Source organism: Streptomyces sp. NPDC048479, assembly GCF_040651435.1.
In the GTDB taxonomy this organism is placed as follows: domain Bacteria; phylum Actinomycetota; class Actinomycetes; order Streptomycetales; family Streptomycetaceae; genus Streptomyces.
The window spans coordinates 268,390-287,629 of record NZ_JBEZKA010000002.1; the positions used below are offsets into that span (position 1 = coordinate 268,390).

19 protein-coding genes are annotated in these 19,240 nt (G+C 71.7%); 7 read left to right on the top strand and 12 right to left on the bottom strand.

The window, feature by feature from the left end; translation table 11 throughout:
- The first annotated feature begins 25 nt into the window (after positions 1-25).
- The 3 genes from AB0D12_RS04035 (at position 26) to AB0D12_RS04045 (ending at position 2,006) form a co-directional block, all read left to right on the top strand.
- A complete protein-coding gene (locus tag AB0D12_RS04035) occupies positions 26-673 on the top strand; it encodes a phosphatidylserine decarboxylase (protein ID WP_362676823.1) in 648 nt (215 codons plus the stop codon).
- Positions 666-1,523, top strand: a complete 858-nt coding sequence (gene pssA / locus AB0D12_RS04040) for a CDP-diacylglycerol--serine O-phosphatidyltransferase (RefSeq protein WP_362676825.1) — start codon at positions 666-668, stop codon at positions 1,521-1,523. Before AB0D12_RS04035 ends, pssA begins: the two co-directional genes overlap by 8 nt.
- A 174-nt stretch (positions 1,524-1,697) precedes the next feature.
- Positions 1,698-2,006: a hypothetical protein gene (locus tag AB0D12_RS04045; protein WP_362676827.1), complete on the top strand. Its 309-nt coding sequence runs from the start codon at positions 1,698-1,700 to the stop codon at positions 2,004-2,006.
- 161 nt (positions 2,007-2,167) lie between these two features.
- Here AB0D12_RS04045 and AB0D12_RS04050 read toward each other — a convergent pair whose 3' ends face one another.
- The 6 genes from AB0D12_RS04050 to AB0D12_RS04075 all read right to left on the bottom strand — a co-directional run bounded on the left by AB0D12_RS04050 (position 2,168) and on the right by AB0D12_RS04075 (position 9,113).
- The gene (locus AB0D12_RS04050) at positions 2,168-3,433 is read right to left on the bottom strand and encodes an ABC transporter substrate-binding protein (protein ID WP_362676828.1); all 1,266 of its coding nucleotides are present in this window, start codon (positions 3,431-3,433) and stop codon (positions 2,168-2,170) included.
- Entirely contained in the window at positions 3,433-4,494 is a 1,062-nt protein-coding gene (locus tag AB0D12_RS04055) for a branched-chain amino acid ABC transporter permease (RefSeq protein ID WP_362677262.1), read from the bottom strand. Before AB0D12_RS04055 ends, AB0D12_RS04050 begins: the two co-directional genes overlap by 1 nt.
- A gap of 49 nt (positions 4,495-4,543) precedes the next feature.
- Complete coding sequence (locus tag AB0D12_RS04060) at positions 4,544-5,434, bottom strand: branched-chain amino acid ABC transporter permease (protein WP_362676830.1); 891 nt, start codon at positions 5,432-5,434, stop codon at positions 4,544-4,546.
- The gene (locus AB0D12_RS04065) at positions 5,431-6,228 is read right to left on the bottom strand and encodes an ABC transporter ATP-binding protein (protein ID WP_362676832.1); all 798 of its coding nucleotides are present in this window, start codon (positions 6,226-6,228) and stop codon (positions 5,431-5,433) included. The genes AB0D12_RS04060 and AB0D12_RS04065 overlap by 4 nt, the downstream gene beginning before the upstream one ends.
- 91 nt (positions 6,229-6,319) lie before the next feature.
- Positions 6,320-7,126 carry an ABC transporter ATP-binding protein gene (locus AB0D12_RS04070; protein WP_362676834.1) on the bottom strand — a complete coding sequence of 269 codons (807 nt, stop codon included), beginning with the start codon at positions 7,124-7,126 and terminating at the stop codon, positions 6,320-6,322.
- 871 nt (positions 7,127-7,997) lie between these two features.
- Positions 7,998-9,113, bottom strand: a complete 1,116-nt coding sequence (locus AB0D12_RS04075; RefSeq protein ID WP_362677264.1) for a glycerate kinase — start codon at positions 9,111-9,113, stop codon at positions 7,998-8,000.
- Positions 9,114-9,372: 259 nt separating this feature from the next.
- Between AB0D12_RS04075 and AB0D12_RS04080 the strand changes: the two genes are divergently transcribed.
- The 4 genes from AB0D12_RS04080 to AB0D12_RS04095 all read left to right on the top strand — a co-directional run bounded on the left by AB0D12_RS04080 (position 9,373) and on the right by AB0D12_RS04095 (position 12,164).
- Positions 9,373-10,449, top strand: coding sequence for an ADP-ribosylglycohydrolase family protein (locus AB0D12_RS04080; protein ID WP_362676836.1), 1,077 nt, complete (start codon positions 9,373-9,375; stop codon positions 10,447-10,449).
- A 45-nt stretch (positions 10,450-10,494) separates the two neighbouring features.
- Positions 10,495-10,830 carry a hypothetical protein gene (locus tag AB0D12_RS04085; RefSeq protein WP_362676838.1) on the top strand — a complete coding sequence of 112 codons (336 nt, stop codon included), beginning with the start codon at positions 10,495-10,497 and terminating at the stop codon, positions 10,828-10,830.
- Between the two features lie 27 nt (positions 10,831-10,857).
- Complete coding sequence (locus AB0D12_RS04090; protein ID WP_362676840.1) at positions 10,858-11,349, top strand: NUDIX hydrolase; 492 nt, start codon at positions 10,858-10,860, stop codon at positions 11,347-11,349.
- Positions 11,350-11,426: 77 nt separating this feature from the next.
- Positions 11,427-12,164 (top strand): Sir2 family NAD-dependent protein deacetylase, encoded by a 738-nt coding sequence (locus tag AB0D12_RS04095; RefSeq protein ID WP_362676842.1) that lies wholly within the window; start codon positions 11,427-11,429, stop codon positions 12,162-12,164.
- Between the two features lie 47 nt (positions 12,165-12,211).
- On the opposite strand, the gene AB0D12_RS04100 is transcribed toward AB0D12_RS04095, so the two are convergent.
- From AB0D12_RS04100 to AB0D12_RS04125, 6 genes are all read right to left on the bottom strand, one after another.
- Complete coding sequence (locus AB0D12_RS04100) at positions 12,212-12,706, bottom strand: methylated-DNA--[protein]-cysteine S-methyltransferase (protein WP_362676844.1); 495 nt, start codon at positions 12,704-12,706, stop codon at positions 12,212-12,214.
- A 12-nt stretch (positions 12,707-12,718) separates the two neighbouring features.
- Complete coding sequence (locus AB0D12_RS04105; protein ID WP_362676846.1) at positions 12,719-14,194, bottom strand: AlkA N-terminal domain-containing protein; 1,476 nt, start codon at positions 14,192-14,194, stop codon at positions 12,719-12,721.
- Between the two features lie 50 nt (positions 14,195-14,244).
- Positions 14,245-14,778, bottom strand: a complete 534-nt coding sequence (locus AB0D12_RS04110; RefSeq protein ID WP_362676848.1) for an O-acetyl-ADP-ribose deacetylase — start codon at positions 14,776-14,778, stop codon at positions 14,245-14,247.
- A 19-nt stretch (positions 14,779-14,797) separates the two neighbouring features.
- Positions 14,798-16,216, bottom strand: a complete 1,419-nt coding sequence (locus tag AB0D12_RS04115) for an NAD(P)/FAD-dependent oxidoreductase (protein ID WP_362676850.1) — start codon at positions 16,214-16,216, stop codon at positions 14,798-14,800.
- 375 nt (positions 16,217-16,591) lie between these two features.
- On the bottom strand, positions 16,592-17,413 hold the full coding sequence (locus AB0D12_RS04120) for an inositol monophosphatase family protein (protein WP_362676852.1): 822 nt from the start codon (positions 17,411-17,413) through the stop codon (positions 16,592-16,594).
- 41 nt (positions 17,414-17,454) lie between these two features.
- A complete protein-coding gene (locus AB0D12_RS04125; RefSeq protein WP_362676853.1) occupies positions 17,455-19,236 on the bottom strand; it encodes a gamma-glutamyltransferase in 1,782 nt (593 codons plus the stop codon).
- Positions 19,237-19,240: the final 4 nt, after the last annotated feature.

Here is a 19,240-nt window from a genome sequence, read left to right on the forward strand (position 1 = left end):
GCATCATCCGCTACGAAGGTCATCCATGCCCCACAGCCAAACCTCTGCACCACGCGGCCGCGTACGCCTCGCGCGCGGAGCATCGCCGTGGCTTCTGCCGACCGTCGCCACCGCCGCACTCAGCTTGGCCCGATCGCGTCGCTCCAGGCGCGCCGCGGCCATCGCCGTGCCCACCACCGCGCTCGCGGCGGGCATGCTGTGGTTCTTCCGCGACCCTGAGCGCGAGATCACCCAGGGCCGGGTCATCTCGCCCGCCGACGGTGTGGTGCAGAGCATCATGCCGTGGAAGGACGGACGCACTCGCGTCGCGATCTTCATGAGCCCGCTGAACGTCCACGTCAACCGCGCTCCCCTCGCGGGCACCGTGACGTCCGTCGAGCACATCCCCGGCGGTTTCGTTCCCGCGTTCAACAAGGAGAGCGAGAACAACGAGCGCGTTGTCTGGCACTTCGACACCGAGCTCGGCGACATCGAGATGGTGCAGATCGCGGGCGCAGTCGCCCGGCGGATCGTGCCGTATCTCCCGCAAGGGACCAAGGTCGAGCAGGGCGAGCGCATTGGTCTGATCCGCTTCGGATCGCGCGTTGACATCTACCTTCCGGAAGGTGTCGACGTCGCTGTCGAGGTCGGTCAGACCACGACCGCGGGGGTGACTCGAATTGACCGTGATTGATCCTGACACACAGGCCGGCTGGGTCGCAGAGGCCGAGGCCGAGGACGACGCGGAGGACATGCCGCTCTCTCTGCGGCTGTCGATAGCGGACACCCTCACGCTGGGTAACGCCACGTGTGGCTTCATGGCGGTGTACTTCACCACCACCGGGATCCTCATCCCGCACCTCACCGGCAGCAACGAGAGCGGCATGGCGCGCAACAGCGCCGCCACCGCCGTGATCCTGATGCTGCTGGCGGCGATCTTCGATCTCTGTGACGGGCTCGTGGCGCGCAAGCTGCGCAGCTCGCCGATGGGCGCGGAGCTGGACAACCTCTCCGACCTGATCAGCTTCGGGCTGGCCCCGGCGTACTTCGTACTCGTGTACGGAATGGTCGCGGACGACGCCCAGCAGAAGGTCTCGGCGGTGGCCGCGATCGTCGTGCTGCTGGCTGTGGTGCTGCGGCTTGCCAGATTCTCGTGCGTGACCATGAAGGACGGCATGTTCCAGGGCATGCCGAGCCCCTTCGGTGCGCTCACGGTCGTCTCGATCATCCTGCTCGAGCTGCCGTTCATCCCGACGCTGCTGGCGATCATCGGTACTGCATGGCTGATGGTGAGCCGGGTCGAGTACCCCAAGCCGCGAGGTGTCCTCGCGGTGGCGATGCTCGGCTGGATCGTCTCGGCGATGGGGATGCTGGCGGCGTGGGCGTTCGACGCTCCGGGCGGTCAGGTGCTCCTCCAGACCGGCTGCGCGCTGCAGATCGTGATGGCGGCGACGATTCCGCTCTTCGCGACGGCACGGCGTGTGAACACGTTCCGCGACAACCGCCGCGAGAACCGTGAGGCAAGGGCTGCTCAACTCCCCTAGAGCAGTGCATGTGCTGAAGGGCCCGGGTGCGATCCGCACCCGGGCCCTCGTCATGTCCGGTGGCCGACACCGATCCGGTCACCGCGGCCTCGCTGCTGGACGACGGCACGGAGCTGCCGGGGCTGTGGCCGGCCGGTCGCGATCGGCGCGGAACGGCTCCGGCTCGACGCGCAGGTGCGGCTGGGGCGGGGGCTCGCCCCGGGCGCGCGGCTGATCAGCGGGTACGGGCCCACCGAGGTCGCCGGGTGCGAGACCTGGTTCAAGACCGGCCGGCTGCCGGGGCCGGTCGAGGATCCCGCGCGGCACGCCTGTCTCGGGCAGCCGTTCCCCGGCTGCGCAGCGCAGATCCGCCAGGGGCAGATCTGGCTCTCACCGCCCGGCGGCGGTGATGCGGTGCCCACCGGCGATCTCGGGCGGCAGGACGGCTCGGGCCCGCTGGAGTTCCGGGGCCGGATGGCGCACCGTGTCACGGTGGACGGCTGATCGCCTATGTGGACGCGCCTCAATCGCCGGACGGGCTTGATTTTCAAGCCCGTCCGGCGATTGAGGACATGCGGCCGAAGGTCGCATACGGGGGCGAAGCGCCCCTGGTCCGCGCCGCTAAGCCGGCGCAGGGGGCGGGGGCTTGCCCCCAGACGGGTGACTCAGCCGCCCGACTTGTACGACTCCGCCGACTTGGACACCGCCGCCGGCCGCACCACCTTCAGACCCCCCGGCACCTTGAGGTCCGGCTTCATGATCAGACTCTGCCGGGTCGACGGCGCCGCCGGGTCCGAGAAGTTGTTCGTGATGCCGAAGCCGTTGTCGTACGAGGAGACGGTGAGCAGCGCCTTGTCGATGCCCTCTCGAGTCAGGTCCTTGGCCGCGCAGGCCTTCTTCAGCACCTCGCCGTAGACGCTCGCCGCCGTGTAGCCCGCGACCACGCCGTTGTCGAGCCCGTCCTTGGGGTAGGCGGCCTTGTACTCCTTGGCCAGCTTCGCCGGGCCCGCGCCCGGGTCGCCGATGGGGAGGGTGGAGGCCGCGACGTAGTAGTCCTTCGTCAGCGCGGCCGCCGCCGGGGTGGCCAGCAGCTGCGGCGCGAAGGCGGAGTTGTTGCCGATCATGGGGACCTTGAAGCCGCCCGCCGCGGCAACACCGACCAGCGAGGCCGCCTGGCGTGGTCCGGCGCTGATCAGGACCGCCTTGACGCCTGCCTTCTTGAGCGCGGCGATCTGGGCGGACATGTCGTTGTCGGTCGGCTTGATCTTCTGCTCGACGACGGTCAGACCCGTCTGCTTCGCAGCGTACTTCGAGCCCTTCAGCGCGTTCTCCCCGAAGTCGCCCTCGAAGTAGACATGACCGATCTTGTCGCCCTTGGCGATGCGCTTCTGGCTGAGCAGATAGTCGACCGCGTTGATCGTCTCGATGTCGTACGTCGCTCCCACGACCCGGATGTACGGGCTGCCCAGCAGCGATGCCGACCAGGCCTGGGGCACCACGAGTGCCTTGTCCTGGCCGTCGATACGGCCCTTGACCGCGGCGACGAAGGGCGAGCCGATGAACTGGGAGAAGCCGAGCACCTTCGGTTCGAGTTCGGTGTACGCGGCGACGGCCTTCTGCGGGTCGTAGCCGTGGTCCCGGACGGTGAGCTCGATAGTGCGGCCGCAGATGCCGCCGGCCGCGTTGGTCTGCTTCGCCCACAGCTGCTGCGCCTGGGTGACGCTCTTGCCGAGCGAGGCGTAGACGCCGGTCATGTCGGTGAGCACGCCGAGGCTGATGGTCTTGGCCGTGACGCCTTCGCCGGTCTTCACTCCCCCGGCGTCCTTCTCGCCCCCGCCGCCGTCGGTGGCCTTCGAGCTGCATCCGGCGAGTCCGGCGCTGGTCAGGGTCAGGGCGGCGGCCAGCGCCGCCGCGTACAGACGTGGCTTCATTACTTCTCCCGAGAGGTGATGAGACGGGTGAGTCCGCCGGGCAGGAAGAGGACGACCGCGACAATCGCGGCGCCGTACAGATAGCGCGATGCCTCGCCGGGTGAGACGCCGCCCGTGCCGGGGGCGGAGACCAGCGGGAGGGTGTCGCTGTAGTGGGTGAGGAGCTGGGGCAGCAGAGAGACGAAGGCCGCGCCGACGACGGCGCCGGCGACCGTGCCGAGACCCCCGATCACGATCATCGCGAGGAATTCGAGCGACAGGATCACACCGAAGTACTCGGGGACGGTCCGCTGGAAGACCAGGGCGATCAGTACGCCGGCGAGTCCCGCGTACATCGAGGACAGGACGAAGACGGCGGCCCGGTAGCGGGCGACCGGGACGCCCATGACACCCGCGGCGATGCGGTGGTCGCGGATGGCGTTCATGGCGCGGCCGGGGCGGCCCCGTAGCACTCCGCGGGCGAAGAGGCCGCAGCCGATAAGGGCGAGCAGTGCCACGTACCAGAGCTTCTCGGCGGACTGGAAGGGGACGGCTGCGATGACCGTCTCGCTGTCGTCGAAGTCGATGCCGAAGAGCGAGAGGGGCGGAACCGCCCGGCCGTTGAACCCTCCTGTCAGATCACGGGCGTTGAAGAGGACGTGCTGACCGATGAAGATCAGCGCGAGCGTGGCGATGCCCAGATACGCGCCGCGCAGCCGTCCCGCGATGGGGCTGAACAGGCCGCCCGCCGCGCCCGCGACGAGCACCGCGAGTACGGCGGCGAGCCAGGTCGGGAGTCCGAGGCCGATGAGGCGGTGACCGTTCTCGTCGCCGCTGTCGCCCGCGAGGATGCAGTAGCTGTAGGCGCCCACCGCCAGGAAGAACGCGTGCCCCATGGACAGCTGCCCAGTGGCGCCGGTGAGGAGGTTGATGCCGATCGAGCCGATCGCGGCGGCCATCGCGAAGAGTCCGGCCTGCAGCCAGAAGCGGTCGAGGTAGAAGGGCAGGGCGAGGAGCAGGACGGTGCCGGCGAACCAGATGTAGGCATGGGGACTCTTCAGGTACGCCCTGGGGCTCTTCACGTACGCCTTGAGGCTCTTTGCCACGTCTGCCTCGGGGTTCTTCAGCGTCTCAGACACGGGCGGGCTCCTTTGTGCCGAAGAGTCCGGCAGGCCTGAGCAGCAGGACGAGCACCATCACCAGATACGGTGCGAGATCGCCGATCCCCCGGCCCAGGAAGGACAGTTCGCTCTGGTAGCCGGTGGCGAAGGACTCGGTGACGCCGACGATCAGACCGCCGGCGAGCGCGCCGGTGGTGGAGTCGAGTCCACCGAGGATCGCCGCCGGGAAGGCCTTGAGTGCGGCGAGCGAGGTGGCGCGTTCGAGCCCCGGGGTCGGGAACACGGTGAGGAAGAGCGCGGCGACCGCAGCGAGCGCGCCCGCGACCGCCCAGGCGGCGAGCGACACCCGGCCCAGGCGTACCCCCATCAGCGCCGCGGTCTCCGGATTCTCGGCCGCCGCGCGCATCGACACGCCCCACGAGGTGTACCGGAACGCGAGCAGGAACGCGGTGATCAGCAGGGCCGCCGAAACGAAGGCGGCGATACGGGTCTGAGCGATGGTGATGTCCCCGATGGTGACGACGCGGTCGCCCCACGGGTCGCCGAGCGCAAGGACCTCCGTGCCGATGCGGCGGGTGAGTTCGGTGGTCAGGAGGATGTCGACGCCGATGGTGACGATGGCCAGGACGCTGTGGTCGGAGCCCCGGTAGCGGCGCATGACGAGGAATTCCACGGCCGCGCCGACGAGGGCCGCGCCCGCGATGCCGACGGCGAGCGCGCCCCAGAAGCCGATGACGTCGTGGAGTACGGCCGTGACGTAGCCGCCCGCGAGAAGCAGGGACGCATGGGCGAAGTTGACGACTTCGGTGGCTTTGAAGATGACGACGAAGCCGAGCGCGATCAGCGCGTAGACGGATCCGATGGAGAGTCCGCCGAGGAGTAGTTCGGTGAAGGTCGTCATACCTGGGCCTCCGTTCCTAGATAGGCCTGTACGACGGCCGGGTCGCTCTGTACGTGGGCGGGGGTGCCGTCGGCGATCCGGCGCCCGAAGTCGAGTACGGTCACGGCGTCCGCGAGCCGCATCACCATCCCCATGTCGTGTTCGACGAGCACGATGGATATGCCGAGGCTGTCGCGTACGCCCGCGATGATGGAGGCGGTCTGCCGCCGCTCGTCCGCGGTCATCCCGGCGACGGGCTCGTCGAGGAGCAGCAGCCGCGGCTCCATGCACAGGGCCCTGCCGAGCTCGACGAGCTTCTGCTTTCCGTACGGGAGTGCTCCCGCGGGCCGGTCCAGATCGCCGCCGAGTCCGGTGAACTCCGCGATCTCCCGTACCCGCTCCAGGTGTTCGCGCGCCTCGCGAGCGGCGGACGGCAGCCGCAGTCCGGCGGCGAGGAACCCGGCGCGGGTGAGCCGGTGCCGGCCGAGCAGCAGGCTGTCGGCGACGGTGGCGTGCGGCGGGAGCGCGAGGTTCTGGAAGGTACGGGCGATGCCGAGGGCGGCGATGCGGTCGGAAGTAAGCCCGGTGAGCTCCGTCTCGCCGAAGCGGACGCTGCCGGAGGTGGCCCGGTAGACGCCGGACAGAACGTTGAAGGAGGTGGACTTGCCGGCGCCGTTGGGGCCTATGAGGGCGTGGACGCTGCCGGGCTGGACGGTGAAGGAGACGGAGTCGAGGGCGGTGAGCCCGGCGAAGCGGACGGTGAGGTCGGTGACGTCGAGGGCGGGCACGGCGCCGCCGGATGCGGTGTCGGTCATCGCTGCCCCCTGCCGGATGCGGGCCGCAGTCCGCTGACCGGGGCTGCGCCCCGGATCCCGCGCCTCGTCTGTCGGCCGGTTTCCACCATGCTCATGCCGACCACCTGCTCAGCGCCGGCGCCGCCGTCTGCGCGCGGGACGCATCCGCGGCCGCGTCCTCGTCCACCACTCCCAGATACCGCCGGCGCACCTCGTCCGAGGTGGCGAGCTGGTCCGCGGAGCCCGAGAGGGCGACCTCGCCGACGTCGAGTACGTACGCCGTCGAAGCGAGCCGCAGCGCGATCGCCGCGTTCTGCTCGACCAGCAGGACCGATGTGCCGGCGGCGTTGATCTCCTGCACGGTCTCGGCGATCCGCGCCGCCATCAGCGGGGCGAGGCCGAGCGACGGCTCGTCGAGCAGCAGCAGCCGTGGCCGGGCCATCAACGCCCGTCCCATCGCGAGCATTTGCTGCTCCCCGCCCGACAGCAGTCCGGCCCGCTGGTGGGCACGGTCGGCGAGGACGGGGAAGAGCTCATGCACCCGGGCGAGGGCCTCGGTGCTCGACCGGCGCCCGCCGGTCGCACCCAGGGCGCCCGCCCGGAGATTGTCCGCAACCGTCATCCGCGCGAAGACCTGCCGTCCCTCCGGGACCTGGACGACGCCCGCAGCAACGACCCGAGCGGCGCTCAGTCCTTCGAGCGGGCGGCCGTCGAAGCGGATGCTGCCGGACGTGACGTGTCCGCGCTGAAAGCCGAGGGTGCGGGAGACGGCGCGCAGCAGGGTCGATTTGCCGGCACCGTTGCCGCCGAGGACGGCGACGATCGCGCCCTCGGGTACGTCGATGGTGACGTCGCGCAGTGCCCGCACCGGCCCGTAGCCGACGGACAGCGCACGCACTTCGAGTGAGGCGGCTGCCATGCAGACCCCCTTTCCAAGCTTGTTCGAAATTGCCTGTGGGGGCACACATCAGCACCGGTCGGACGTACCGTCCAGGCGGTATGCCCGACTCGCTGCGGATGACCAGGGGTGCGGCGCGCGCATTGTGCACCGGCACAAGGGCCGGCATCCTCACAGGTCATGGGTGGTCGCAGAGCGCGCACCGAGCGTGAGTGGTCCGTCCTCGTGAGCGCCGCCCAGGTGCTTCTGGAGCGCGTGCCGATCGAGGCGCCTGCCGCGACCCGGCCGGAATGACCTTGGCACTCGACGCGTTTCGCCTGACCGGGGGTGATGCGGGTGTGCCCGGTCTTGTGCGGGGTGGCCGCGTGTGGGGCCTTCGCCCCGGGTGACCCGGTCTTGTCCGGTGGCCGCGCTCGGTGTCTCAGCCGCCGGGGGGACCCGATCCTGTCCGGTGGCCGTTTGGGGTCCGCTCCGGGGTTGCGCAGGGACTGCATGATTTACGGCGCGTTGGGGGCGGGTGGAGGGCGGCCGATTCCCGTGCGCCACACATCACGCTCTACGTCCCGACTCCACCCGCTGCGCGTCCCCCCGCCCGTCACCGGCAAGGACCGGGTCTGCCCCGTCCGCTCGCGAACCGCCCGTGAAGCCCCCGCTTCGGTCGGGGACCCGGGCCCCTGCGGTGGTGCGGTCGGCGCCTGGGTGCGTTGTCATGCGCCGCGCCGTGTAGGTGTTGGGCCTCAGCCACACCTCATCCTCGGGCCGTGCACCCGAGCCGGCGCCCTGGGAGTGCGGGGGCGTCAGCCGTCGCGTCCGCCTCCAGCCGGGTCCGGGACGGCGACCCGGTTTCGGGACGGGGCGGGGTGGGGGAAGCCCCCCGCCCCGGCCCACAGCCTCAGATCAGGAAGTCCCGCGCAATGCTCGCCGCCACCCGTTCCAGCAGCGGCCCCGCCTCCGCCATGCAGCGGGCCGGGTCCGGTTCCAGTGCCGTGAGGGCATACGCGCGGCGGATGCCCGCGCGACCCAGCGCCTCCGGTGGCAGGGTCAGGCGGCCGCAGACCGCCACGACGTCGATGTTCTGCGCGCGCGCCGCCGCGGCGACGCCCGCCGGGGCCTTGCCGTGGAGCGTCTGCTCGTCGAGGGAGCCCTCGCCCGTGATGACCAGGGTCGCCCGCTCCAGCGCCGGCGCGAAGCCGAGCACGTCGAGCATGATCTCGATGCCCGGCCGGAAGCTCGCGCCGAGGGCGACCAGCGCGCCGTAGCCGATGCCGCCCGCCGCGCCCGCGCCGGGCAGTTCCGCCTGCTCCGGGCCGAGGACGGAGGCGTAGTGCGCCAGCGCCGCGTCCAGCGTGGCGACGTCCTCCGGTGTCGCGCCCTTCTGTGGGCCGTACACCGCCGGCGCGCCCTTCGGCCCCGTCAGCGGGTTGTCCACGTCGCTCGCCAGGACCAGCTCCACGTCCTTGAAGCGGGGGTCCAGGCCGGACAGGTCCGCGGACACAAGGTCGCGCAGTCCGCCGCCGCCCGGCCCCACCGGCTCGCCGTCCGCGTCCAGGAAGCGCGCGCCGAGCGCGGCCAGCATGCCCGCGCCGCCGTCCGTCGTCGCGCTGCCGCCGACGCCGAAGACAATCGTCCGCGCTCCCGCGTCGAGCGCCGCGCGCAACAGTTCGCCGGAGCCGAATGTCGTCGAGGTGAGTGGCGCGAACACGCCCTCCGGGAGGTGCTGGAGGCCCGAGGCCTCCGCCATCTCCACCACCGCGGTGCCCTCCCGCAGGGCGTACGCCGCGGTCAGGGACTCGCCGAGCGGCCCGGTCACCCGGACCTCGCGGCGCTCGAACCCGGCCGCCACCGCGGCGGCGACCGTGCCGTCACCGCCGTCCGCGACGGGCAGGGTCTCGACCGCCAGACCGGGCACCACCCGCTGGAGGCCCGCCGTCACCCGCTCAGCGACCTGTACGGCCGTGAGAGAGCCCTTGAACTTGTCAGCCGCGACGAGCACACGCGCGGGCTGAATAACTGCTCCGTCCGTCACCTTGCTATCCCTTGCTTTCGAACAGGCAGTCGCGCCTCCCCGACCCTATCCGCCAGGTCAGACGGCATGCCACCCCATCATGATGCGACATTCCGCCACATAGCCGGGTGCCGCTCGGTCGGCCGACGTCCGCGAGCCGCATATCCGGCGCACCGCCCGGGAGCCGTCGCCGACCGGCAGCTGAAAGCCTTCACGCACCCACCACCGCGCGGTTCCGGCGCCCATTCGGTAAACCGGACGTATGGGCCTACAGCACGCCGACCTCGCCGACCGGATTCTCGGCGGCTGGCTGGGCAGAGTCGCCGGCAACATGCTCGGCAAGCCCGTCGAGCGCGGCGACCACTGGACCCGCGACCGCATCGACCGCTATCTGCGCCGCACCGACGCCCTTCCGCTCACCGACTATCTCCCCGAGCCGCCGCCCGACGCGGACGCCGAAGGGTTCGAGCTGCGTCCCGAGTGGCGCCAGTGCGTACGGGGCCGGATCCACGGCAGTTGCCGGGACGACGACGTGGACTACAGCATCCTCGGCCTGCATCTCCTTCAGACCCACGGCTTCGGCTTCACGACCGAGCAGGTGGGCGAGGCGTGGCTGCTGCATCTGCCGTTCCTGCAGACCTTCACCGCCGAGCGGGCCGCCTACCGCAACCTCGCGAACGGCCTCAAACCCCCGCTCACCGCCACCCACGACAATCCCTACCAGGAGTGGATCGGTGCCCTCATCCGCGCCGACATCTTCGGCTGGTCCTCCCCCGGCGACCCGCGCCGCGCCGCCGCGCTCGCCCGCCGCGACGCGGTCCTCTCGCACACCGGCAACGGCGTGTACGGCGCGATGTGGGCGGCCGCCCTGATCGCCGCCGCGTTCACCGCGAACACCCCGCGCGAGGCGATCGAAGCGGCGCTGGAAGCCATCCCTGCCAGATGCCGCCTCGCCCGCGCGGTACGCCACACCGTCGCCCTGCACGCCTCCGGGACATCCTGGTCCGACACGCTCAGCGAGCTGGCAGCGGAGACGGGCAGCCTCGGCTGGATCCACACCGTTCCGAACGCCGCAGTGATCACGGCAGGACTGCTGTACGGCGCCGGCAACTTCACCCCGACCATCGGCCTCACGGTCCGCGGGGGGCTGGACACCGACTCCAACGGGGCGACGGCAGGCTCGGTGGCGGGCGTGCTGTGCGGGGCCTCCGCCATCCCGCCGCAGTGGACCGACCCGCTGGAGGACCGGGTGCGCAGCGCGGTGTTCGGGTTCGACGGCGTACGGATCAGCGAACTGGCCAAGCGTACGGTGCGGTTGGCGGCGGTCTCCGCCGGTTGAGCTGAAACCGCTGCTGTCGGGGGGCGTTGTCTGCACCATGGTCAGATGCCTGCGTACCGCCTCGAGTTGTCCGAGGCCGGAGAGCCCCTCGCCGTACCGTCGCAGAGCAACGGCAGGGCCGATCTGCCGGAAGGGTTCGGTGCGGCCGAGCCCGTGGCGAGCGGCGCCGGACGGGCGGCGACGCTCGCGGCGGACGCACTGCGCACGGCGCTTCGCCCGCTCGGTCCGCTGCTGGACGAGGTCCACGGTGCGGTGTCAGCGTCCGAGAGCCCGCCACCCGACCACCCCGACACCCACGCCGCTCAGCGCGATGCCGACCGGGCCCGTACCCGGCTCGGCAGCCCACCGTCCGGCGAACGCCCTCCTGGTCCCAAGGGCTGAGCCCTGCATCCCATTACGCTTCCCCGAGTGACTACTTCTGACTACGCCACGTACATCGCCTCCCTGCCCCGCATCCTCGCCGGCGCCGCCGCGCTCATCCGTGACGGTCAGGGGCGGGTACTGATCGTCGAGCCCAACTACCGTGACGGCTGGGCGCTGCCGGGCGGGACGATCGAGTCGGACCGGGGCGAGACCCCCCGGCAGGCGGCGCGGCGCGAGACGCTCGAAGAGATCGGGCTCGATGTGGAGCCGGGCGCGCTGCTTGCGGTCGACTGGGTGCCTGGCGAGTCGCGGCCACCCATCGCCGCGTATGTGTACGACGGCGGGGTGCTGACCGAGGCGCAGTTCGCGGCGATCCGGCTGCAGGAGGAGGAGCTGATTTCCTGGCGGCTGGTGTCCCGTGACGAGATCGGCGAGCACCTGCTGGGGGCGCTGGGGCACCGTGTGCTGGCCGCTCTCGACGCGCTGGAGAGGGGCAGCGGGACGGTGGAGCTGGAGAACGGGCAACCGCCCGCCTGACCGCGCGGACCGTCGGGCCGGTCCAGGGCGGGCCAAATCGGCTCGCCGCCGGGGGGACCGCTGCGTAGGCTCGCCGCATGACTCTCGTCGCGATCCTCAGCGGCGCCGGCATCTCCACGGACTCCGGCATTCCCGACTACCGCGGGCCCAACGGCCTGTGGCGGCGCGATCCGGAGGCCGAGAAGCTCGTCACGTACGACTACTACATGGCCGATCCGGCGATCCGCCGCCGCTCCTGGCTGATGCGGCGCGACAGCACGACCTGGCGCGCCGAGCCGAACCCCGCGCACCGTGCCGTCGCCGAGCTGGACCGGCAGTCCGGGTTCGCCGTGCGGGTGATCACCCAGAACGTCGACGGACTGCACCAGCTGGCCGGTATGCCCGACCGCAAGGTGCTCGAACTGCACGGCACGGCACGGACGGTGGTGTGTACGCGCTGCCATGTCCGCTCCTCGATGGAGGACGCGTTGGTACGGGTTGAGGCGGGCGAGGAGGATCCGCCGTGCCTGGCATGCGGTGGGATCCTGAAGTCCGCGACGGTGATGTTCGGGCAGCGGCTCGACCCGACGGTGCTGGCCGAGGCGATGGCGATCGCGAAGGCCTGCGAGGTCTTCATCGCGGTCGGTACGAGCCTGCAGGTGCAGCCCGCCGCCTCGCTGGCGGGCATCGCGGCGGAGCACGCGGCGCGGCTCGTCATCGTCAATGCGGAGCCGACGCCGTACGACGAACTGGCGGACGAGATAGTGCGCGAGCCGATCGGCGAGGCGCTCCCGGCACTGCTGAAGCGGCTGATTCCGGGCCCCGCCGGCGATTGACGCGTGAGGTACGGGGCGGATCCCCGGTCTTGGCACAGCGAGTCTTCTCAGAACAGTGCGTCGTCCGGCGTGCCGGACTCGAACGCCAGCAGACGCTGCTTGCGGTCGAGCCCGCCGCCGTAGCCGACCAGGCTGCCCGTCGAGCCGATGACCCGGTGGCACGGCACGATGATCCCGATCGGGTTTCTGCCGTTGGCCAGTCCCACCGCGCGGGATGCGGCGGGATTGCCGAGCGACTCCGCCAGCTCGCCGTACGTACGTGTCTCGCCGTACGGGATCTGCCGCAACTGGTCCCAGACAGCTCGCTGGAACGGCGTACCGTCCAGCCGCATCGGCAGGTCGAACTCCGTCAGCTCGCGGGCGAAGTACGCATCGAGCTGCCGGATCGTCCCGCCGAACGGGGCGGCGTCGGGTTCACCGAACGTCTCCTCGTCCGGGCGGTGGCGCTGCTGGACCATGTAGAGGCCACTCAGCATCCCGTCGGTGGCCACGAGGGTCAGCGGGCCGTAGGGGCTGTCGACGACCGTGTGCTGCCTGGTCATGGGGGAACTTCCTTACTCGGGGAGGCGGTTGATGGCGTGGTCGTGGGTGGCCCAGAGGTACTGGACGGCGTATGCCCGCCACGGTCGCCAGGCCGCGGCGCGCCCGGTGAGGGCGGCCGGGGTCGAGGGCAGACCGAGTTCGGCCGCGGCGCGCCGCATCCCGAGGTCGCCGGGCAGGAAGGCGTCGGGGTCGCCGAGGGCGCGCATAGCGATCACCTCGACCGTCCAGGGGCCGAATCCGGGCAGCGCGGTCAGCTGGGCGCGCGCCTGCTCCCAGTCGCTGTCCGGGCCGAGCTGCAGCGAGCCGCCGGCGAGCGCGCCGACCAGGGTCGTCAGCGTGGTGCGGCGGCTGCGCGGCAGCGCCAGGGTTTCCGGGTCCAGTGCGGCCAGCGCCCCGGAGGACGGGAAGAGATGGGTGAGGCCGCCCTCGGGGTCGTCGATCGCCCGGCCGTGCGCGGTGACCAGCCGGCCGGCGTGGGTGCGGGCGGCGGCCGTCGAGACCTGCTGGCCGAGCACCGCCCGTACCGCGAACTCCGCGGCGTCCACAGTCCGCGGCACCCGCCGGCCGGGGGCCTTGTCGACCAGCGGGGCGAGCAACTCGTCCGTACGCAGTTGGTCGTCGACGGCTACCGGGTCGGCATCGAGGTCGAGCATCCAGCGGCAGCGGCTGATCGCGATGGTGAGGTCGCGCGGGTCGGTGAGGGAGAGCCGGCAGGCGATGTGGTCGGGCCGCGGGGTGAGGGCGACGATGCCGTGTCCGTACGGGAGGCTCAGGGTGCGGCGGTACGCGCCGTCGCGCCACTCCTCGACGCCGGGGACCCCGGTCGCGGCGAGATGCCCGAAGAGGTTGCTGGGGTTGAGCGGCGCGCGGTACGGCAGGCGCAGTGCGATCACGCCGGGAGTCTGCGGTGGCGCGGACCTGCTGTGCGCGACGCGGGTGCGCAGTTCGCTCGGGGCCAGCGCGAACACCTCTCGAACGGTGTCATTGAAGGTGCGGATGGTGGAGAAACCGGCCGCGAAGGCGACCTCGGCCATGGGGAGGCCGGTGGTCTCGATGAGGAGGCGGGCGGTCTGGGCGCGCTGCGCGCGGGCCAGGGCGAGCGGGCCCGCGCCCAGCTCGGCGAGGAGCTGGCGCTCGATCTGCCGGGTGGAGTAGCCGAGGCGGGCGGCGAGGCCCGGCACGCCTTCGCGGTCGACGACCCCGTCACGGATGAGCCGCATGGCGCGGGCGACGGCGTCGGCGCGGGCGTTCCACTCCGGCGAACCGGGGCTGGTGTCCGGGCGGCAGCGCTTGCAGGCCCGGAATCCGGCCTGCTGGCAGGCGGCGGCGCTCGGGTAGAAGGTCATGTTCTCGACCTTCGGCGGCACCACCGGGCAGCTGGGACGGCAGTAGATCCGCGTGGTCAGTACGGCCGTGAAGAACCAGCCGTCGAATCGGGCGTCCTTCGACTGGACGGCGCGTACGCAGCGCTCGGTGTCGGTGTGCATGGCTCAAGCATCAGGGATGCCGAACGGCTGGAGCTAGCGAGAAAACGACATCAGCCTTGCGCTGCCAGGGCCGTCTCGAACTCCGTATACGCCTGCTCGTCGAAGAGCACGAACCGTACCTCGGTGACGGGTGCCGCGGCCGCATCGCGCACCGTACGGATCGCGATGCGTGCCCCGTCGTCCATCGGCCAGCCGTAGATGCCGGTCGAGATGGCGGGGAAGGCGACGGTCTCGGCTCCCAACTCGGCGGCCACGCGCAACGATTCGCGGTAGCAGGAGGCGAGGAGGGTGGACCGGTCCTCCTGGCGGGACCAGACGGGGCCGACCGTATGGATCACATGGCCGGCATCGAGGTTGCCAGCGGTGGTGGCGACGGCCCGGCCGGTGGGCAGGCCCTTTCCGTAGTGCGAGGCGCGCAGGGCGCGGCACTCGGCCAGGATCTCCGGGCCGCCGCCCCGGTGGATCGCCCCGTCGACGCCACCGCCGCCGAGCAACGAGGAATTGGCGGCGTTGACGATGGCGTCGACCTGCTGCTGGGTGATGTCGCCGCGTACGAGGGTGATGGCCGGGTGGTGCTGTGTCATACGGCCATGATGCGCCGTCTCAGCGGGCGGCGCGGAGGCGGCGCCACACCGCCTTCGCCGCGTGGTGGCCGGACATGCCGTGCACCCCTGGGCCCGGCGGGGTCGCGGAGGAGCAGAGGAAAACGGCGGGGTGCGCGGTCGCGTACGGGACGCGGGCGAGCTTGGGGCGGATCACCGTCTGGAGTCCGGCGTAGGCACCGCAGGCAATGTCACCGCCGACGTAGTTGGCGTTGCGCTGGGCGATCCGGGGCGGACCGGCGACGGCGCGGGCCAGCACGAGATCGCGGAAACCGGGCGCGAAGCGTTCCAGCTGCCGCTCGATGACCTCGGTGGCGTCGCCTTCCCAGCCGGCCGGCACATGGCCGTACGCCCACAGGACATGCTTGCCGGCCGGGGCCCTGGACGGGTCGATCACGCTCGGCTGGGCGGTGATCAGGAAGGGGACCTTGGGGTCGCGACCCCCGACGGCGGCGGCCAGGGCCGCCTCGATCTCACCGGCCGTGGAACCGATATGGACGGTGCCTGCAGCGCGGGCCTCCTTCGCGGTCCAGGGCATCGGCCCCGAAAGCGCATAGTCGATCTTGAAAGCGGCGGCGCCGTACCGGTAGTGCTTGTATGCCTGGCCGAGACCGGCGATCCGGGCGAGCGCGGTCGGCGAGGTGTCGAAGATGTACGCGCGGGCCGGAGGCAGCTCGTCCAGCCGCTTCACCTCCGTGCTGGTGTGGATCACGCCGCCCTGTTCCCGCAGATACGAGGCGAGCGCGTCGGAGATCGCCTGCGAACCGCCACGCGGCACCGGCCAGCCCACCTCATGGGCGGCCAGCGCGAACATCAGGGCGATGCCGCCGGTGGCAAGCCCGCTGATGGGGGCGATGGCGTGGGCGGCGAGCCCGGCGAACAGGCCGCGCGCCCGCTCGCCCTCGAAGCGGCGCGAGAGCAAGCTGGCCGGCTGCAGCGCGGTCAGCCCGAAGCGGGCGAAGCGGTACGGGTCCCGGGGCAGCCCGTCCCAGGGCGCGCGCAGCAAATCGGCGGCGAGGGTGTCCCAGTGGCCGATGTAGGGGGCGACGAGGCGTCGGTACGCTCCCGCGTCACCGGCACCGAAGGACATGGCGGTCTCGCCGACCGAGCGGCTCAGCACGGCGGCCGTGCCGTCGAGGAAGGGGTGGGCGAGCGGTAGTTCGGGATGCAACCACTCGAGGCCGTGTCGCGCCAGGGGCATGGCGGCGAAGGCGGGCGAGCCGACGCCGAGCGGGTGGACGGCGGAGCACGGGTCATGGCGGAAGCCGGGGAGGGTGAGCTGTTCGGTCCTCGCTCCCCCACCGACCGTGTCCATGGCCTCGTACACCGCTACCGAAAAGCCACGGCGGGCCAGTTCGACAGCGGCGGTCAGTCCGTTGGGTCCCGCCCCCACGACGACGGCATCGAGCATCGACGGCACCTTCGGACTCCTTTGTCAGCCGACGGCCAAGGTCCCCAGGATATTCCCGGGCACCGACAGCGGGCGCGGCGATGGCCTCCGCCGTGATGAATTGCACGATCGAATCGATGGCGCAGCAGCTCACCGCGGTACGCGGAGTCCGCACAGTGGCTCTGGGCGGCAGCCTCGCCCGGGACGGGGTGGACGTCGAGGCGCTCGCGGGCCTGTTGTTGCCCGCGCCGCGGGGCCCGGGCCCGGGGGCGTCGCACTGCGGCGCGGAGCTGCCGCTCCCGGGGGTGCGGAGGCGTCAGCCCCCACGTAGCCCTCCCCCGGCGCTGCGGCCTGGGGGCACCGCCCACAGTTCGGGAAGGGGCGGGGTGGGGGAAAGCACCCCCGTCACCCCAGCAACAGGCTCCGTACCCGGCGTGCCGTGTCCGCGTCGCGCGCCGCCGTGAACGGGAGCGCATTGCCTCCCCCGATACGGAACCGCTCACCCGCCACCGTCATATGCGCCCCGCCCGCCTCCGTCACCAGCAGGAGCCCCGCCGCGTGGTCCCATGCGTTCTCCCAGGAGAAGGCCACCGCGTCCAGCTCGCCCCGGGCAACGGCCAGATACTCCAGGCCCGCCGAACCGCAGGGACGACCACGCACTCCGAGCACGTCCAGGCCCAGGAGGGCGCGCTTCTGGTCCGGGGTCGTGTAGTCCGGGTGGGACATGGCCACCTCGAGCACCGCGTCGGGCGCGGGCGAACCCGACCGTATCGGCGCGTCGTTGAGCCGGGCTCCACCGCCGCGTACCGCGATCGCCATCTCCTCCAGCACCGGCGCGTACGTCCAGGAGGCGAGCACCTCGCCGTGCTGGGCGAGGGCGACCAGTGTGCAGAAGCCCGCCTCGCCGCGGACGAACTGCCGGGTGCCGTCGACCGGGTCGACGATCCACACGGGCGCGTCGCCGCGCAGCGCCTCGTACACGGACGGATCCGCGTGCACCGCTTCCTCGCCGACCACCACGGAGCCGGGGAGCAGCGCCGTCAGTGATTTCGTGAGGTGCTCCTCGGCGAGCCGGTCGGCGATCGTCACCAGGTCGTGCGGGCCGCTCTTCTCGACGATCTCGTGCGCGGCAAGCTGCCGGAAGCGCGGCGTGATCTCGGTGGCGGCCGCCTTGCGGACCGCCTCCTCGACGTCGGAGAGATCACCGTTCAGGAAGTCATCGATCATGTTGCCAGCTAAGCACGGCCCGCTGACATCGGGCTGTCCGCTCAGCGCCCCACCGCGTAACCCTGCATTCCCCTCGGGTTCGCCGCGGCCGACAGCACGCCCGTCCGCGGGTCCCGGGCTACCGCGCACAGCCGGCCCTCCGACCAGCCGTCACCGACCGTCACACCGTGACCACGGAGCCGCAGCTCGGTGATCACGTCCGGGTCCGTCCGGGATTCGACGGTCACGCTGCCCGGCCGCATCCCGCGCGGGTAGAAGGAGCTCGGGAAGCTGTCGTTGTGCCAGCCCGGCGCGTCGATCGCGCCCTGGAGGTCGAGCCCGCCGCGTACCGCCGGGCGGAGCGCCACAGCCAGGAAGAAGTGCAGCTGCCACTGGTCCTGCTGGTCGCCGCCGGGCGTCCCGAAGGCCATCACGGGCACGCCGTCGCGCAGCGCGAGCGAGGGCGTGAGGGTGGTGCGGGGCCGGCGGCCCGGCGTGAGGGTGTTGGGCAGACCGGGGTCGAGCCAGGCCATCTGGAGGCGCGTGCCGAGCGGGAAGCCCAGCTCGGGGACGACGGGGTTGGACTGCAGCCAGCCACCGCTCGGTGTGGCGGCGATCAGGTTGCCCCAGCGGTCGACGATGTCGAGGTGGCAGGTGTCGCCGCGGGTCGCGCCATCCTTGGCGACGGTGGGCTCGCCTACCCCCATGGGGCTGAATTCGGGCTCGTCGTCGGCCGCGTACCCAGCGTGCGTGCTCAGTACGGGCGTGCGGCCGCCGGGGCTGCCGGGGCGCAGTTCGTACGAGGCCTTGTCGCCGATGAGCGCGCGGCGGGCTGCGTTGTACGGCTCCGACAGCAGCGCGTCGAGGGGCACTTCGGCCGCGTCCCCGTACCAGGCCTCCCGGTCCGCCATCGCCAACTTGCAGCCCTCGACGAGCAGATGGACGTAGGCGGCCGAGCCGTACTCCGGCAGCTCGTCGGGGAGCAGCGCCAACTGCTGGAGGAAGGCGGGACCTTGGCTCCAGCCGCCCGCCTTGCACAGGGTCCAGCCGTTCCAGTCGTACGTCGCCGGTGCTTCGTAGGATGCGGACCAGTCCGCCAGGTCGGCCGCCGTCAGCGTGCCCGTGTGGCGTTCGCCGCTGGTGTCCAGTGTGGGGCGGGCGGCCTGGCGCACGAGCGCCTCGGCGATGAAGCCCTCGCTCCATACTTTCCGCGCGGCCTCGATCTCGGCGACGCGCCCGCCGCCGGACGTCTCGGCGATCAGCCGTCGCCAGGTCGCGGCGAGCGCCGGATTGCGCAGCAGCTCACCGGGGGCAGGGGTGTTGCCGCCCGGCAGATACACCTCGGCGGACGACGTCCACTCCGTCTCGAACAGCTCGCGGACGCTCTCCACGGTCTCGCCGATCCGCTCGACGGGCGCGTGTCCGTCCTCCGCATATCCGATCGCGTAACGCAGCACGTCGGAGAGGGACTTGGTGCCGTAGTCGCGCAGCAGCACCATCCACGCGTCGAACGCCCCGGGCACGGCGGCGGCCAGCGGTCCCGTGCCGGGCACGAGGTCGAGGCCCAGGGAGCGGTAGTGGTCGGCGCTCGCTCCGGCGGGTGCGGGCCCCTGCCCGCACAGCACCCGCACCTCGCCGTCAGCCGGCGCGAGGATGATCGGCACCTCGCCGGCGGGACCGCACAGATGCGGCTCCACGACATGCAGGACGAATCCCGCGGCGCCGGCGGCGTCGTAGGCGTTGCCGCCGTCCTCGAGGACAGCCATCGCGCACTGCGAGGCGAGCCAGTGGGTGGAGGACACCATGCCGAAGGTGCCCTGGAGGGTCGGCCGGGTGGTGAACATGCCA

Coding starts and splice junctions, on each gene's coding strand:
- AB0D12_RS04100 (WP_362676844.1), bottom strand. CDS start 12,706: ATGACCAGGCAGCACACGGTCGTCGACAGCCCCTACGGCCCGCTGACC.
- AB0D12_RS04095 (WP_362676842.1), top strand. CDS start 11,427: ATGACTCTCGTCGCGATCCTCAGCGGCGCCGGCATCTCCACGGACTCC.
- AB0D12_RS04105 (WP_362676846.1), bottom strand. CDS start 14,194: ATGCACACCGACACCGAGCGCTGCGTACGCGCCGTCCAGTCGAAGGAC.
- AB0D12_RS04120 (WP_362676852.1), bottom strand. CDS start 17,413: ATGATCGATGACTTCCTGAACGGTGATCTCTCCGACGTCGAGGAGGCG.
- AB0D12_RS04035 (WP_362676823.1), top strand. CDS start 26: ATGCCCCACAGCCAAACCTCTGCACCACGCGGCCGCGTACGCCTCGCG.
- AB0D12_RS04060 (WP_362676830.1), bottom strand. CDS start 5,434: ATGACGACCTTCACCGAACTACTCCTCGGCGGACTCTCCATCGGATCC.
- AB0D12_RS04085 (WP_362676838.1), top strand. CDS start 10,495: ATGCCTGCGTACCGCCTCGAGTTGTCCGAGGCCGGAGAGCCCCTCGCC.
- AB0D12_RS04065 (WP_362676832.1), bottom strand. CDS start 6,228: ATGACCGACACCGCATCCGGCGGCGCCGTGCCCGCCCTCGACGTCACC.
- AB0D12_RS04125 (WP_362676853.1), bottom strand. CDS start 19,236: ATGTTCACCACCCGGCCGACCCTCCAGGGCACCTTCGGCATGGTGTCC.
- AB0D12_RS04110 (WP_362676848.1), bottom strand. CDS start 14,778: ATGACACAGCACCACCCGGCCATCACCCTCGTACGCGGCGACATCACC.
- AB0D12_RS04080 (WP_362676836.1), top strand. CDS start 9,373: ATGGGCCTACAGCACGCCGACCTCGCCGACCGGATTCTCGGCGGCTGG.
- AB0D12_RS04050 (WP_362676828.1), bottom strand. CDS start 3,433: ATGAAGCCACGTCTGTACGCGGCGGCGCTGGCCGCCGCCCTGACCCTG.
- AB0D12_RS04070 (WP_362676834.1), bottom strand. CDS start 7,126: ATGGCAGCCGCCTCACTCGAAGTGCGTGCGCTGTCCGTCGGCTACGGG.